Annotated in this window: 11 protein-coding genes; 7 read left to right on the top strand and 4 right to left on the bottom strand. The window is 71.6% G+C overall.

Annotation, left to right across the window (positions count from 1 at the left end; translation table 11 throughout):
• Positions 1-26: 26 nt before the first annotated feature.
• From OG373_RS33100 to OG373_RS33115, 4 genes are all read right to left on the bottom strand, one after another.
• Entirely contained in the window at positions 27-1112 is a 1086-nt protein-coding gene (locus OG373_RS33100; RefSeq protein ID WP_405442119.1) for an alpha/beta hydrolase-fold protein, read from the bottom strand.
• 206 nt (positions 1113-1318) lie between these two features.
• Entirely contained in the window at positions 1319-2500 is a 1182-nt protein-coding gene (locus OG373_RS33105; protein WP_405442120.1) for a lanthionine synthetase C family protein, read from the bottom strand.
• Between the two features lie 4 nt (positions 2501-2504).
• Complete coding sequence (locus OG373_RS33110; RefSeq protein ID WP_405442121.1) at positions 2505-4064, bottom strand: protein kinase domain-containing protein; 1560 nt, start codon at positions 4062-4064, stop codon at positions 2505-2507.
• A gap of 59 nt (positions 4065-4123) precedes the next feature.
• Positions 4124-4345 (bottom strand): hypothetical protein, encoded by a 222-nt coding sequence (locus tag OG373_RS33115; protein WP_405442122.1) that lies wholly within the window; start codon positions 4343-4345, stop codon positions 4124-4126.
• A 379-nt stretch (positions 4346-4724) separates the two neighbouring features.
• On the opposite strand from OG373_RS33115, the gene OG373_RS33120 reads away from it, so the two are divergent.
• The 7 genes from OG373_RS33120 to OG373_RS33150 all read left to right on the top strand — a co-directional run bounded on the left by OG373_RS33120 (position 4725) and on the right by OG373_RS33150 (position 15391).
• Positions 4725-6233: an aldehyde dehydrogenase family protein gene (locus OG373_RS33120; RefSeq protein ID WP_405442124.1), complete on the top strand. Its 1509-nt coding sequence runs from the start codon at positions 4725-4727 to the stop codon at positions 6231-6233.
• Positions 6230-7756, top strand: a complete 1527-nt coding sequence (locus tag OG373_RS33125; protein WP_405442125.1) for a GMC family oxidoreductase — start codon at positions 6230-6232, stop codon at positions 7754-7756. The genes OG373_RS33120 and OG373_RS33125 overlap by 4 nt, the downstream gene beginning before the upstream one ends.
• Positions 7753-8868 (top strand): glycine betaine/L-proline ABC transporter ATP-binding protein, encoded by a 1116-nt coding sequence (locus tag OG373_RS33130; RefSeq protein WP_405442126.1) that lies wholly within the window; start codon positions 7753-7755, stop codon positions 8866-8868. Before OG373_RS33125 ends, OG373_RS33130 begins: the two co-directional genes overlap by 4 nt.
• Before the next feature lie 67 nt (positions 8869-8935).
• Entirely contained in the window at positions 8936-11008 is a 2073-nt protein-coding gene (locus OG373_RS33135) for an ABC transporter permease (protein ID WP_405442127.1), read from the top strand.
• 1 nt (position 11009) lies between these two features.
• Positions 11010-11987, top strand: coding sequence for an ABC transporter substrate-binding protein (locus OG373_RS33140; RefSeq protein WP_405442128.1), 978 nt, complete (start codon positions 11010-11012; stop codon positions 11985-11987).
• Positions 11988-12211: 224 nt separating this feature from the next.
• A complete protein-coding gene (locus tag OG373_RS33145) occupies positions 12212-13768 on the top strand; it encodes an alpha/beta fold hydrolase (RefSeq protein ID WP_405442129.1) in 1557 nt (518 codons plus the stop codon).
• A gap of 12 nt (positions 13769-13780) precedes the next feature.
• On the top strand, positions 13781-15391 hold the full coding sequence (locus OG373_RS33150; protein WP_405442130.1) for an alpha/beta fold hydrolase: 1611 nt from the start codon (positions 13781-13783) through the stop codon (positions 15389-15391).
• Positions 15392-15542: the final 151 nt, after the last annotated feature.

Here is a 15542-nt window from a genome sequence, read left to right on the forward strand (position 1 = left end):
GGCCGGCAAGATCCGAAAGAGACGGCCTAGGCGAGCGCCCAGGCGACGTCCCGGAGCAGGGCGTGGCGCCAGCCCGCGCGGTCGTGGCCCGACGGCGACCGGGAGATCCGTACGGTTGCGCCCGCCCGCTCGGCCAGGGTCTCGACCCGTGCGCAGTGCGGCAGCATCCGGGTCTCGTGCTCGCCCACGTCGAAGGCGACCCGCAGGCCGGACAGGTCGGGCCGGTCCCGCAGCCGCGCGGCGATCGCGCCGCCGACCGGTCCGCCGAGCGGATCCGCCGATTTCACTGTGTCGGGTGTCCACCACAGCGAGCCCGACTGGCAGGCGACGCGGGACACCAGATCCGGGAACTCCAGGGCCGCGTACACCGCGCTCAGTCCGCCGAGGCTCTGCCCGGCGACCACCAGGCGGTCCACGTCCGCGGGAGCGCCGGATTGCGCGACCAGCGGCAGCAGTTCGTCCCGGACCGCCTGCCACAGCTCCGGCCGGCACCCGAACTCGGCCTCCCGGTCCCTGGTGGGCAGGAAGACCAGGGTGACGGGCGGCATCTCGCCACTGGCGACGGCGGAGTCGAAGGCGGTCATGGCCGGGTGCAGGTACAGCCAGTCGTCCCCGTCGAGCAGCAGCACCACCGGTCCGCCGCCGCCCACCGGGTGGACCCGTACGGTCCGGCGCCCGTCGAGCCGTTCGCCGGCCCAGCGGACCCGGGTCCGCGGGACGGGCAGCACGTCGTCGGCGCCGAAGAGCGGCCAGTGCGGCTGGGCCGGGGCGTCCGGGGTGGCGGCGACGGACCGGTCGCCGCCCGCGCCGGCCGGGTTGAGCGGGTCGGCGTACGCCGTGCCGTCCACGAGGAACTGGTACGTCACCCGCAGCCGCGCGGGCATCCGTACCTCGGCGTACCAGCAGTCCGTACCGTGCCAGCGGCGCAGCGGCACGTCGTCCGACCAGCTCTCGAAGGTGAGGGCGGCCGCGGAGCCGCGCCACACGAACAGGGTCGTCCAGCCGCCGCCCTCGGCAGGCACCGCCCCGGGCCCTGCGGCCGCCGCCCAGAACTCCTCGGACCCCGGCTCGCCGGGCAGCCCGTATGCGGCGAAGGCGCTCTCCGGGGGCATGAAGTCTCCTAGTGACAGCGGGAGTTAGGTGAGCCTAAGCTTATAGCGTCCCGGTGGGGTCCGGGAGAGGATGGATGTCCGGTCAGACAGTCCGCAACCCGGTCCGCCCCCCGTCCGCGGGGCCACCGTCTACAACCGGATCCGGGTGCTGAGCACGGCGCGACAGCGGCCGGCGCCTGCGCACCGTGGACCCGGACTCAAGGCCGTCAGAGGTCGACGAAGGCGCGTTCGCTCGGGGACACGAGGCGGGAGAGGAACATGCCGATCCCCGCCGAGCCGGTCGCGTAGTCGTGGGCGATCCGGTTGAGCCAGCGGCCGGGGAACGCGATGCCGTGCTCGTTCTCGACCCTGAACCACAGGATTGTTCCGGCGATGTCGCGAGCTCTGTCCCGGTATTCCCGCTCGCCGGTGAAGGAGTACATGTCCAGCATGAACTCGCCGATTCCGGCCAGGCCCTCGAAGAGACCGGGGCTGTAGGAGTACTTGACGAAGGTGTCGTCCGCCACCCGTCGCGCGAGATCGCCGTAGCGCTCGATGCCGAGCAGGTCGTGGAACCGGACCAGCACGCTGCCGACGCCGGCGCCCCCGTGAATCCAGTACGGGTACATGACGGGGTCGTCCTGGACCCGCTGCCACTGCAGGCCGAGACCGCTCTCGCTCGCATGGGCCAGATCGAACTCCAGCGCGCGGACGGCGTACGCCCGGAAGCGGGCGTCGCCGGTCAGCAGGTGCAGGTGGAGGAGGAAGAGGGCGACGCCGCTCGCACCGTGGCCGTATCCGTAGTGGACGCTGCCGTCGTGGGAGGACCGCCAGTAACAGGTGTCGCCCTCCTGCTGCGCGGTCCTGAGCAGCTCTTCCCCCGCCTGCACGGCACGGTCGAGGTGGACCTGCTTCCCGGTCCTCACGTGAAAGCGCAGGGAGGCCAGCCCCCACCCGGCGACTCCGAGGAACATGCCCGGTTCGTCGTACAGCAGCGGCGATTCGTAGAGCATCGCCATCACGGCCTCGCCCCTGTCCTCCCAGCCGAGATCGTGGAAGGCCCAGGCGATGCCGGCCAGCCCGACGTACAGCCCGGGCGGATAGGTGTCCGTGCCGAGGGGCTGCCCCAGCATCCAGGAGGCCACTTCGGCGGGCAGTGCGGCTGCGGGCTCCCGGGCGCTCGTCGCGGAACGGAGCAACAGGGCCGGCCCGCAGGCGCCATAGGCCACGCTGAGCGGGTTCGTCATGAACACCATGTAGTCCGCGGGCCAGAGACGGTCGGTGCGCCGGCCGTCGTAGGTGCGGAGCAGGGTGTCGGCGATGCCGTCGAGGGTGCGCCGTACTTCCGCGTCCGGGTGGGCCGGGAGGCCCCCTTCGGCCGCGAGGGTGTCGCTCGTCAGAGGCGTCATGGCGTCACCCCTCCTCCCAGTCGGCGAGGACGGATTTCGCCTCTTCCACCCGGCCGGCGGTCAGGCACGACACGATGGAACTCACCTGGGCGGGGACCCCCAGAGCGACGAGTTCGCCGAGGAAGAGCTCCTGTGCAAAGGGGTTGAGGGCGAAGAACGCGGTGGCGGGTACGACGCTGCTGTAGAGCAGCATGGCCGCGGCGTACCAGTCGTCGCAGGGGAGGAGCCTGTCTCGGGAGGCGCGGTCCGGGTGGATGAATCCGGGGGTGCCCCAGCGCGTGCCGTAGGTCAGCAGCGCCGCCTCGTCGTCCTCGTGGACCGCGCTCTCGAAGTCGATGAACCGCATCCGGAGCGTCTCGGTGTCGATCAGGACGTTGTTCGGCGACAGGTCGCCGAGGACCACTCCGCGTGCGTGCACCTCCTCGATCATGTGGATCAGGCGGCCGACGACCTTGCGGAAGCGCGGGACGAACCGTTCCACCCGGCCTTCCCGGCGGATGTACGGCGCGAGGATGACGTCGTCCTGCGCCCAGAAGTCGTGGAACGCGATGCCTTCCACGCGCTCCTCGACCAGAAAGGTGTGCTCCCACTCCTGGAAGAGGTCGACCGGCCGCGGAACGAACTCCAGGCCTTCCAGCCGGCGCAGTACGTCGTACTCGTGGCGCAGCATGTCGACCGAGTCGACCGTGTGGTCTCCGGCCGTCCAGCAGTTGGTGAGGCGCCGGGCCTCCTTCACGACGACGGGCTCGCGGGTGACGTCGTCCGTGCCGTGGTAGACACCGCCGGCGTTGGAGAACGTCAGGGCGCCCTCGATGCGGTAGCGGCCGTTCAGGAGGGGGGCGGCCGGTTCCCCGGCGGGGCGTTCCGCGGAATCCTTCGCCGGTTCCTCGGCGAAGGGGTCGCGTACCCAAGGGGGCAGCCGGAAGTACGGCAGCCGTTCGTCGGCCACGTACGAGCCGTCGGGGGAGACCAGGAACGTGCTCTGCGTGCCGTCGATGTTGAGCCGCCGGGGTGGCCGGAAGCCTCCGTACCGGTAGAAGAGGACCTTGCTGTCCCGGTAGCGGCGGTCCGACAGGACGTAGGGGCCCTCGACCTTTTCGCCGACCGTCCGCCGGTACAGGGTCTCGATCAGGCTGACGAAGACATCCTCGTCGGGCGGATAGATCGTCATGAACTTGCCCGAGAAACCGCGTTCCTGGGTCTTCGAGTTGATCACGCCCAGCATCACCGGGTCGGCGGCGGACTTGAACTCGACGCCGTTCTCCACGCACGCGGGTACGACGAGCTCGAACAGTCGCAAGGTGTGCGCGGGGGCGGAGGACACGTGGATCTTGAAGCCTTGGGTGGGCGGTGGGGTCGTCCGCCGAGAGGCGCCCGCCGAGCCCGCCGCCATCCGGGCGTGCAGCCACACGTCACCGCGTTCCAGAGTCCAGGTGTCCGGCAGCAGCCGCTGAAGAGCGTCGCGGTACTGAGGGGTGATGGCGCGGCGGGACAACGGCTCGTAGTGCCGGTTGTCGACGAGGCCGAAGAGGTGGTGGGCGGCCATGGCCGCCTGCTGCTCCACGGGTGCTCATCCGCCGGGGCGGCGCAGGCGGCCCCGGCGGACGAGCTGTACCTCCGGAATCACATCTGCACCGTTCGGCCGCCGCCGCAGGCCACGCTGTAGGTGCTGCAACCGACCGATTGGGTGCTGTGGAAGCCGGCGATCGCAGCCCCGGCACCCTCGTCGGCCTGCATCTCCTGCAGCCCCAGCACACGGTCGACATCGGCGACGGCCTGTCCCAGTTTCGCCCTCGCCGTCGCAGCTGCGGGCGAGGCGGCTTTCGTCCTGCCTTGCTTGGCCATGAGCTCCTCCTTCTGTCCGCCGGAAGCGTGCTGCCAGGTAATCGGCATCCCCGGTGCGCTGCCTGCGGGCGGATCCGCCCCACCCCCTTGGCGCCCGGCTGCCGACGAACCCGACCTGCGCAAACACGTGACCCGTCGCCCTACGGGTGACGTACTCCGAATGGGTGAGCCCGGAAGGTCCACCGCGCCGAGCCGAGTCGTGTGGCGGCCCTCACGCCGAAAGTTTGTGTCGCATGTCCATATTTGGTGCGTTTTCGCGAGTGAAGCAGGCCACTCTCCGCAATGCATTGCGCATGGATTCCGGGAGTCGGGGCAGGCGGCCGGATCAAGTCGGTCTGACCGACAGGGGGACTCAAAGGAACGAAAGGCAATACGCAACGTGACGGCACCACAGCAGACCATCCACGTGGGCGGAGAGTGGCGCGAAGCCCTGTCCGGGGCCACGCGCGAGATCATCGACCCCGTCGACGCGAGCCCGTTCGCGGTCGTGGCGGAGGGCGGCGTACCGGACACCGACGACGCGGTCGCCGCGGCTCGGGCCGCCTTCGACGCCGGCGCCTGGCCGCGCACCCCCGTCGCCGAGCGGGCCGCCCTGCTGCGGCGGGTCGCCGACCTGCTGGAGCGCGACCGCGAGCGGATCGGCGCCCTGGAGAGCCAGGACGCGGGCAAGACGCTGGAAGAGGGCCGCGTCGACGTCGACTGCGTCCGCGACGCCTTCCGCTACTTCGCCGACCTCGTGGAGAAGGAGGACTGCGGGCGGATCGTCGACGCCGGTTCGGACGAGATCCGCAGCGTCGTCGTGCACGAGCCGGTCGGCGTCTGCGCCCTGATCACGCCGTGGAACTACCCGCTGCTCCAGGCCAGCTGGAAGATCGCGCCCGCCCTCGCCGCCGGCAACACCTTCGTGATCAAACCCAGTGAGATCACCCCGCTGACCACCGTCGTGCTGATCGAGTTGCTGCTGGAGGCCGGACTCCCGCTCGGTGCGGCCAACATCGTGACCGGTCCCGGCGACACGGTCGGCGCCCGGCTCGCCGAGCACCCCCACGTCGACCTCGTCTCCTTCACGGGCGGTCTCGTCAGCGGTACGAAGGTCGCCAGGGCGGCCGTCGACAGCGTCAAGAAGGTCGCCCTCGAACTGGGCGGCAAGAACCCCAACGTCGTGTTCGACGATGCGTGTTCGACGCCCGAGGGCTTCGACACCGCCGTCGACCAGGCACTCAACGCCGCCTTCATCCACAGCGGACAGGTCTGCTCCGCCGGCTCCCGCCTCATCATCGAGGAGCCGCTGCGCGACCGCTTCGTCGACGAGCTCGCCCGCCGGGCCGAACTGATCCGGCTGGGACGCGGCACCGACGAGGGCGTCGAGTGCGGCCCGCTCGTCTCCGCGGCACAGCTGGCGCGGACCGAGGCGTACGTGGCCTCCGCCCTCGCCGAGGGCGCGAAGCTGCGTGCGGGCGGCGAGAAGCCGGCCGGTCCCGGCTACTTCTTCCGGCCCACGGTCCTGGACCGGTGCCACCGCGGCATGCGGGTCGTCCGCGAGGAGGTCTTCGGCCCCGTCCTCACCGTGGAGACCTTCCGCACCGAGGAGGAGGCCGTGGCCCTCGCCAACGACACCGAGTACGGCCTCGCCGGCGCGGTGTGGACCTCCGACGAACACCGCGCCCGGCGGGTCGCCGCCCTGATGCGCCACGGCACCGTCTGGATCAACGACTTCCACCCCTACCTGCCGCAGGCCGAGTGGGGCGGCTTCGGGAAGTCCGGCATCGGCCGCGAACTGGGCCCCGGCGGTCTCGCCGAATACCGCGAGGCCAAGCACATCTACCAGAACCTCGCTCCGCGCCCCGTGCGCTGGTTCGCGGGCACGACGGCGAAGGACCGGGCATGAACGACCAGCACGTGTACGACTACGTCGTCGTCGGCGGCGGCACCGCGGGTTCCGTGATCGCCTCCCGGCTGACCGAGGACCCCGACGTCAGCGTCGCCGTCATCGAGGGCGGCCCCAGCGACGTCGGCCGTGACGACGTCCTCACCCTGCGCCGCTGGATGGGCCTGCTCGGCGGCGAGCTGGACTACGACTACCCCACCACCGAGCAGCCCCGGGGCAACTCGCACATCCGCCACAGCCGTGCTCGGGTGCTCGGCGGCTGTTCCTCGCACAACACCCTCATCGCGTTCAAGCCGCTCCCCTCCGACTGGGACGAGTGGGCCGAGGCCGGCGCCGAGGGGTGGGACGCGGCAGCCATGGATCCGTTCTTCGCCCGGCTGCGCAACAACGTCGTCCCCGTCGGTGAGGCGGACCGGAACGCCATCGCCCGGGACTTCGTCGACGCGGCGCAGGCCGCGCTCGGTGTGCCGCGCGTCGAGGGCTTCAACAGGGCCCCCTTCCACGAGGGTGCCGGCTTCTTCGACCTCGCCTACCACCCGGAGACCAACAAGCGGTCGTCCGCCTCCGTCGCCTACCTGCACCCGTTCCTGGACCGGCCGAACCTGCACATCGCCCTGGAGACCTGGGCGTACCGGCTGGAGCTGGAGGGCACCCGCGCCACCGGCGTGCACATCCGTACCAAGGAGGGTGCGGAGCACGTCGTACGCGCCCGGCGCGAGGTCCTGGTGTGCGCCGGTGCCGTGGACACCCCGCGCCTGCTGCTGCACTCGGGCATCGGGCCGCGCGCCGACCTGGAGAAGCTCGGCATCCCCGTCGTGCACGACCTGCCGGGCGTCGGGGAGAACCTGCTCGACCACCCCGAGTCGGTCATCGTGTGGGAGACGCACGGTCCGATCCCGGAGAACTCCGCGATGGACTCCGACGCCGGCCTGTTCGTCCGCCGCGACCCGGCGTCCGAGGGCCCGGACCTGATGTTCCACTTCTACCAGATCCCCTTCACCGACAATCCGGAGCGCCTGGGGTACGAACGGCCCGCGCACGGCGTGTCGATGACCCCGAACATCCCCAAGCCGCGCAGCCGCGGCCGGCTCTACCTGACGAGCGCCGACCCCGAGGTCAAGCCCGCGCTCGACTTCCGGTACTTCACCGACGAGGACGACTACGACGGCCGGACCCTCGTCGACGGCATCCGCATCGCCCGGCGGATCGCGGCGAGCGAACCGCTGGCCGGATGGCTGGCGCGCGAGGTGTGCCCCGGGCCCGAGGTGACCTCCGACGAGGAACTCAGTGCGTACGCCCGCCAGGTCGCGCACACCGTCTACCACCCGGCCGGCACCTGCCGGATGGGAGCCGTCGACGACGAACTCGCTGTCGTCGCACCCGATCTGACGATCCGGGGCCTGACCGGCATCCGGATCGCCGACGCGTCCGTTTTCCCCACCATGACCGCCGTCAACCCCATGATCGGCGTGCTCATGGTCGGCGAGAAATGCGCCGACCTGCTGGGAGGTACCGCCCGATGAACACTCCGCCGCACACCACGACCCCGACGCACACCACGAACCCGCCGCAGACACCCGCAGCCGACGCGGAGGCCGTCTTCTCGGTACGCAACCTGTGGAAGGTCTTCGGCCCGAAGGCCGACCGCGTGCCCGCCGACGGGGAACTCGCCGCCCTCGACGCCGCCGAGCTGCGCGAGCGCACCGGCTGCACCGCCGCGGTCCGCGACGTCTCCTTCGACGTCCGCAAGGGCGAGGTCTTCGTCGTCATGGGCCTGTCCGGCTCGGGCAAGTCGACGCTCGTACGCTGCCTCACCCGGCTCATCGAACCGACCTCGGGCACGATCTCCATCGATGGCGAGGACGTGCTGTCCATGGACACCGGCCGGCTCCGCGAGCTGCGCCGGCACCGGGCGGCGATGGTCTTCCAGCACTTCGGGCTGCTGCCGCACCGGACGGTGCTCGACAACATCGCCTACGGGCTGGAGATCCAGGGCGTGGGACGCGGCGAACGCCGTGACCGCGCGGCCGAGTTCGTCACCAAGGTCGGCCTGGACGGCATGGAGCACCGCAGGCCGAGCCAGTTGTCCGGCGGCCAGCAGCAGCGCGTGGGCCTTGCCCGCGCACTCGCCGTCGACCCCGAAGTCCTGCTCTTCGACGAGCCGTTCAGCGCGCTGGACCCGCTCATCCGCCGCGACATGCAGGAGGAGGTCGTACGCCTCCACCGGGAGGAGGGCCGCACGATGGTCTTCATCACGCACGACCTGAACGAGGCGCTCAAGCTCGGCGACCGCATCGCGCTGATGCGCGACGGCCGGATCGTGCAGCTCGGCACGCCGGAGGAAATCGTCGGAGCACCCGCCGACGACTACGTCAGGGACTTCGTCCGCGACGTGCCGCGCGAGCAGGTGCTGACCGTGCGCTCGGCCATGCGCCCCGCTCTCATCGGCGAGTCCGACGCCGGCCCCGCGCTCGCCCCCGGCGCCACCGTCCACGAGGCCATCGAGGCCGTCGCCCGCACGGGCGAGAACGCGCGGGTCGTCGAGGACGGCCGGTGCCTCGGTGTGGTCGACCACGCGGGACTGCTCGGTGTCGTCGCCGGGGTCCCGGCCGCGACGGGGAAGGCGGTGGCCTGATGTACGACCATACGACCTGGCCGCCGCCGTGCGGCACGATCGGCGCCGACGCCGGGCGGTGGGGCCGATGACCGCCACCGTCACCCCTGTGCCCCCGGAGTCCGCGGGCTCCAAGTCCTCCACGACTTCGGCGACTTCCGCGGCCTCCGCGAGCACCGAGGCCGCTTCGACCACCGCAACCAGCGCGCCCACCGCGCCCACCACGACCTCCACCGACGCAGGACCCGGTGTGCTGCGCGCGCTCGCGCGCCACCGCGGTCGGCTGATCGGTGTCTGTACGGCCCTCGCCCTCGTCCTCGGCGCCGTACTCCTGGGCGGCGGAGGCTGGCCGGCAGCGCTCGCCGTCGACCTGTCGGGACCGCTCGACCGGACCAGCGACTGGATCATCGACAACCGCGACAGCCACCCGCTGTTCCTCTACTTCCTCGGGCACGTCAGCAACGTCGTGGTCGTGTCCGTCCGCGCCGTGTACCTGGTGCTGCTCGCCCTCGGCTGGGCCGGCGTCACCGCCGCCGCCGGTCTGCTGGCCTGGCGCGTCGCGGGGGTCCGGCTCGCGCTGACCTCCGTCGCCGCCTTCGTCGTGTGCGGACTGCTCGGCATGTGGGTGCCCACCATGCAGACGCTCGCCCTGATGGTGGTCGCCGTCGCCGCGTCCGTACTGCTCGGAGGCCTCCTCGGGCTCGCCGCCGGCCTGTCGGACCGGATGCACCGGATCCTGCGGCCGGTGCTGGACACCATGCAGGTGCTGCCCGCCTTCGCGTACCTGCTGCCCGTCGTCCTCGTCTTCGGCATCGGCGTGCCCGCGGCCGTCCTCGCGACCGTCGTCTACGCGGCTCCGCCCATGGCCCGCCTCACCGCGCTCGGCCTGCGCGACGCGGACGCCGGCGTGATGGAGGCCGCCACCTCCCTCGGCGCCACCGGCCGTCAGCGGCTGCTGACGGCCCGCCTGCCGCTGGCCCGCAAGGAACTGCTGCTCGGCGTCAACCAGTCGATCATGATGGCGCTCGGTATGGCCGTGATCGCCTCCGTTATCGGCGCGGGCGGCCTCGGCGACCGCGTCTACCAGGCACTGGCCTCCGTCGACGTCGGCGCCGCGCTCGCCGCCGGCGTGCCGATCGTGCTGCTCGCCATCGTCCTGGACCGGGTCACCGCCGCCGCCGGCGAGCGCATCGGCGCCCCTGTGGCCCCCCGGAGCGGCCTCGTCCGGAACGTCGCCGCCCTGCTGACCGCCGCGATCGTCGTCGGCGGCCGCCTCGTCGACGGGCTCTCCTGGCCCGCCGGGTGGACGCTGGACGTCGCCGAGCCCGTCAACCGGGTGGTCGACTGGATGACCGCCCACCTCTACTCCGGCGTCCCGCTCGTCGGTGGCACCGCCGACTGGGCCGGCCACTTCACCACGTGGGTCCTCGGTCCCCTGCGCGACGGCCTCCAATGGCTGCCCTGGTGGGCGGTCCTGCTGGCCGTCGGCGCCCTCGCCCTGCTCATCGGGACCTGGCGCACCGCCACCACCGCCGTCCTCGCGATGGCCGCGATCGGCGTCCTCGGCGTCTGGGACCCGGCGCTCGACACGCTGTCCCAGGTCCTGGCCGCCGTCGCCGTGACCCTGCTGATCGGCTTCGCCCTCGGTGTCGCCGCGGCCCGCAGCACCCGCCTGGGACGCGCGCTGCGCCCGGTCCTCGACGTCTTCCAGACGATGCCGCAGTTCGTGTACCTGATCCCGGTGGTGGCCCTCTTCGGTGTCGGCCGCGCCCCGGCCGCCGCGGCCGCCGTGGTCTACGCACTGCCCGCGGTCGTACGGATCACGGCCCAGGGCGTGCGCGCCGTGGACCCGGCGGCGCTGGAGTCCGCGCGCTCGCTGGGCGCCACCGGGCGCCAGCAGCTCTTCCAGGTCCAGCTGCCGCTGGCCCGGCCCGCGCTGCTGCTGGCCGTCAATCAGGGCGTGGTACTGGTCCTCGCCGTGGTCGTCATCGGCGGCCTCGTGGGCGGCGGCGCGCTCGGCTACGACGCGGTCTTCGGACTCGCCCAGGGCGACCTCGCGACCGGTCTGGTGGCCGGCGCGGCGATCGTGTGCCTCGGACTGATGCTCGACCGCGTCACCCAGCCCACACAGCGCCGCGACGCCGCCGGAAAGGGGGCCTGACATGGCTCGCACCACACGCACCACACGCTCCGCCGCACTCGCGGCGGCCGCGGCCCTCGCCCTGACGGCCCTCACGGGCTGCGGCGCCGCCGACATGACCCGCCAGGCGTCCCCGTACGCCGACGCGAAGGGCTCACGCACGGTGACGCTGTCCGTGCAGTCGTGGGTGGGCGCGCAGGCCAACGTCGCCGTCGCCCAGTACCTGCTGGAGCACGAGCTCGGCTACCGGGTGGACACCGTCCAGATCGACGAGATCCCCGCCTGGGACGCGCTCAGCCAGGGCCGGGTGGACGCCATCCTGGAGGACTGGGGACACCCGGAGCAGGAGAAGCGGTACATCGACGACAAGGGGACCATCGAGCGCGGCGGCGACCTCGGGGTGACCGGCCACATCGGCTGGTTCGTGCCGACGTACTTCGCCGAGGAACACCCGGACGTCACCGACTGGAAGAACCTGAACAAGTACGCCGACCAGTTCCGCACCGCGGAGAGCGGTGGCAAGGGCCAACTGCTGGACGGCTCCCCGTCCTACGTGACGAACGACAAGGCCCTCGTGGACAACCTGGACCTGGACTACCAGGTGGTGTTCGCGGGCTCGGAGGCGGCGCAGATCACGCAGATCAGGCAGTTCGCCAAGGAGAAGAAGCCGTTCCTGAGCTACTGGTACAAGCCCCAGTGGCTCTTCGAGAAGGTCCCGATGACGGAGGTGAAGCTGCCCGAGTACAAGGAGGGCTGCGACGCCGACCCGAAGAAGGTGGCCTGCGCCTACCCGCACACCCCGCTGCAGAAGTTCCTCAACACCCGCTTCGCGGACGGCGGTGGCGACGCCGCCGCCTTCCTCAAGAAGTTCCGGTGGACGACCGAGATGCAGAACGACGTCGCCCTGATGATCGCGGACCAGAAGCTGTCCCCCCAGGAGGCCGCGGGCCGCTGGGTGAAGGAGAACGAGACCACCTGGCGGTCGTGGCTCCCGTCCTGACGCGGGTGCGGCCCGGCCACGCCGGGTGAGGGTGCCCGGAGGGACGACCCCCTCCGGGCACCGGCCTCCGGGCCCCGCCTCGGGCACCCGCCTCCGGGCCCCGCCTCCGCTCCGCGTGCGCGCGTACGTTCCGCCGAGTAGCGTCGAGAGCGAGCGTTCCGTCCACACCGTTGCGGCTGGGCCCGGCGGGGCCGCCGCCGATTTCGGCGGAGGCACGAGATCACATGCCACAGCACAGCATCCACGCGGTGACCACCGCGGCCGCTCTGGTATGCCTGGCAGCAATCGGCCCCGTACCGAGCAGCGCTGCCGCGCCACCCACCCGTTCCGCCGGCCAGCCCGGTGCGGCCGCTCCGGCACGGTTCGTTCCCGGCCCCTGCCCGAAAACACCCGAGCCGATCGAAGCGCTGAGCACCGCGCGCTGCGGCGTCCTCGAAGTACCGGAGAACCGCTCCCGTTCCGGCGGCCGGACCATGGAGCTGGCCGTGGCGGTCATTCCTGCTGCCCATCCGGCGAAGCCGGCACAGGACCCCGTGGTGTTCATGGCGGGCGGCCCCGGTGGCGACACGTTCGACGACATTCCCTTCCTCGTCGAGTCCGGCCTGAACAAGGACCGCGAACTGATCGTCATGGCCCAGCGCGGCAACCTCTACGACCAACCGAACCTCGCCTGCCCGGAGATCGACCGGTACAACGAGCAGGCCGTGGGCCTCGGCTACGACGCGAAGCGGGCGGAGCAGCTCATGCTGAAGGCGGTCAAGGAGTGCCGAGACCGTCTGACGGCCGACGGTGTCGACCTCGGCGCCTACAACACCACTGAGAACGCCGCCGACTTCGCCGACCTGCGCAGCGCGCTGAAGATCCCCCGGTGGAACGTCTACGGATACTCCTACGGCAGCGACCTGGCCCTCACCTACCTGCGCCTGCACCCCGAGGGCATCCGCGCCGTGGCGCTCGACTCGGTCACTCCTCCCCAGAGCGCGACCCTGCCGTGGGGGTGGAGGAGCGCCGCCGAGGGGATCGACAACATCTTCGACGCGTGCGCCGCGCAGCCCGCCTGCAAGAGCCGGTACCCGGACCTGCCCCGCATGCTGACGGAACAGGTGCGCAAGCTGGAGGCAGAGCCCCTGACGCTGAACGTCCCGCCGCCGGGCGGCGGGAAGCCGGTCAGAGTCGTCCTCGACGGGGGCGCACTGCTGAACCTGATCGTCGCCTTCACCCCCCGGCCCAAGGACCTCCCGGCGGCGCTCGACGAACTCAGCCGCGGAAACCCTGAGCGCTTCGCGCAGGCCCGCGCGGCCGGCTCCGTACAGCCCGTGGGCGAGTTCGCGCACGGCCTGACGGAATCGGTGGCGTGCGGCGAGTGGGCGCCGGGGTACTCGGAGGCCGACGTGCTGGAGGCAGGCCGGAAGGCCTTCCCCGGGTGGCCGGACACGGTCCTGGCCCAGGTGCCGCAACTGCCCTTCCAGTACCCGGCGTGCCGCGTCTGGAACGTCCCGGACCGCGCGGCCGTCCAGCGGGTGGCCACCGTCAGCTCGGTACCGGCGCTCGTCATCTCCGGCACGTTCGACGTGAAGACCGGTGCCAGCTGGGCGAAGGACGTGGCCCGCGACCTGTCGGGCTCGACCGCCGTACAGATCCCCGGGATCGGCCACTGGGTGGTCCCGCAGTCGCCGTGCGCGCAAAGCGTGCTGGCCTCGTTCCTCGCCCGCCCGACCGCGCCCGACACCGCATGCGTGGACGGCCTCGAACCCGGACCGTTCACGATCATCCCGAAGTGACCGGGAGGCCAGATGACACGCCGTCAACCGTCCCGTCGCCGCAGCACCGTACGAAGGCTGCGGGCCACCTCGGCCGGCCTGGCAACCGGTCTCCTCGCCACCGGACTGCTCACAGCGCCCGCCGGGGCACAGTCCCGCACCGACACGAGCCCCAGCCCCGGAGCTCCGATCGGCACGGTCGCGCGGACGGTGGGCGACGCCCGTTTCGAACCGGGCCCCTGCCCGAGGACGCCGGAACCGATCGAGGCGCTCAAGGACGCCCGCTGCGGAACACTCACCGTCCCCGAGAACCGCGCCGCCGCGAGCAACCGGACGATCAAGCTCGGTGTCGCGATCGTGCCCGCCGCGACCGACAAGCCGAAGTCCGACCCCATCGTCTGGCTCGCGGGCGGACCCGGCGACGACGCGGTCGGCGAGGCGCAGATGGCGATCGACGGCGGCCTGAACCGCGACCGGGACGTGATCTTCATGTCCCAGCGCGGTACGTACTCGGCCGACCCGAACCTCCTGTGCCCGAACATCGACGAGTTCAACGCACGCTCGGTCGGCCTCGTCTACGACGCCCCGTCCACCGAACGCCTGCACGTCGAGGCCACGAAGGCCTGCCGCGACAAGCTCGCGGCCCGCGGGATCGACCTCGGCGCCTACAACGACATCGAGAGCGCCGCCGACTACGAGGACCTGCGCGCCGCGCTGGGCATCAAGCAGTGGAACCTGTTCGGCATCTCCTACGGCACCCACCTCGCGCTCGCCTACATGCGCCTGCACCCCGAGGGGCTGCGCTCGGTGGGCATCGACGGCATCCTGCCGCCGTCCAAGGCCGGATCGGCCGCGACCTGGAGCAGCGCCCGGCAGGGCTTCGACGGCCTGTTCAAGGCCTGCGCGCAGCAGCCGGCGTGCAACAAGCGCTATCCGGACCTGCCCGCCACCTTCGACAAACTCGTCCGCGACCTCGAAGCCGAGCCGGTCACCACCACCGTCACCCTCCCCGGCAGCGACAAGCCGGTCAAGGTCGTCCTGGACGGCGGAGCCCTGGTGAACTGGATGACCTCCGCCACCCACGTCGCACCGCAGGTGCCCGCAGCCCTCGACGAGCTGGCCCACGGCAAGCCGCAGCGGATCGCCCGGCAGTGGGCGGGCGGCAAGCTCAGCCCGCAGGCCATCGGCAGGGTCGCGCACGGTCTGGCGTACGGAGTCTTCTGCAGCGAGTGGACGCCGTACGAAACCCAGGCCGAAGCGCTCAAGGGCGGCCAGGAAGCCTTCCCGACCTTCCCCCGCTCGGTCCAGGCCCAGGCTCCGCAGCTGACCTTCCTCCGCCCCGACTGTGACGCCTGGAACATCCCCGCGGCGCCCCCCTCGATCCGGGACGTCACCCGCGGCGACATTCCCACCCTCGCCCTGTCGGGCGGCTTCGACTCCCAGACCGGCGCGGACAACGGACCGTACGTCGCCAGTACGCTGAGCAGGGCCAAGGCCGTCACGGTCCCGTACGAGCCGCACGTGGTGTTCGCCACCTCGAAGTGCGCCCAGGACATCACCGCCTCGTTCTTCGACACCCCGACCACCCCGAAGACCGAATGCCTGAAGACCCTCGAGGCACCCGAATTCGAGATCGCCCCGTAAGGCCTCCCTGGTACGTCCGCGCCCCGGCCCGCAACCTGTGCATCGGTCTGCGGGGAGGGCCCGCCCCGGCCGTCAGCCGAGTTCGGGGTTCCCCGCCACGTGGTCCGGGGGAGTCCGCCCGCGTCGCGTAGTGACTTACAGTCACCAGTGC

The organism is Streptomyces avidinii (assembly GCF_045161815.1).
In the GTDB taxonomy this organism is placed as follows: domain Bacteria; phylum Actinomycetota; class Actinomycetes; order Streptomycetales; family Streptomycetaceae; genus Streptomyces; species Streptomyces avidinii.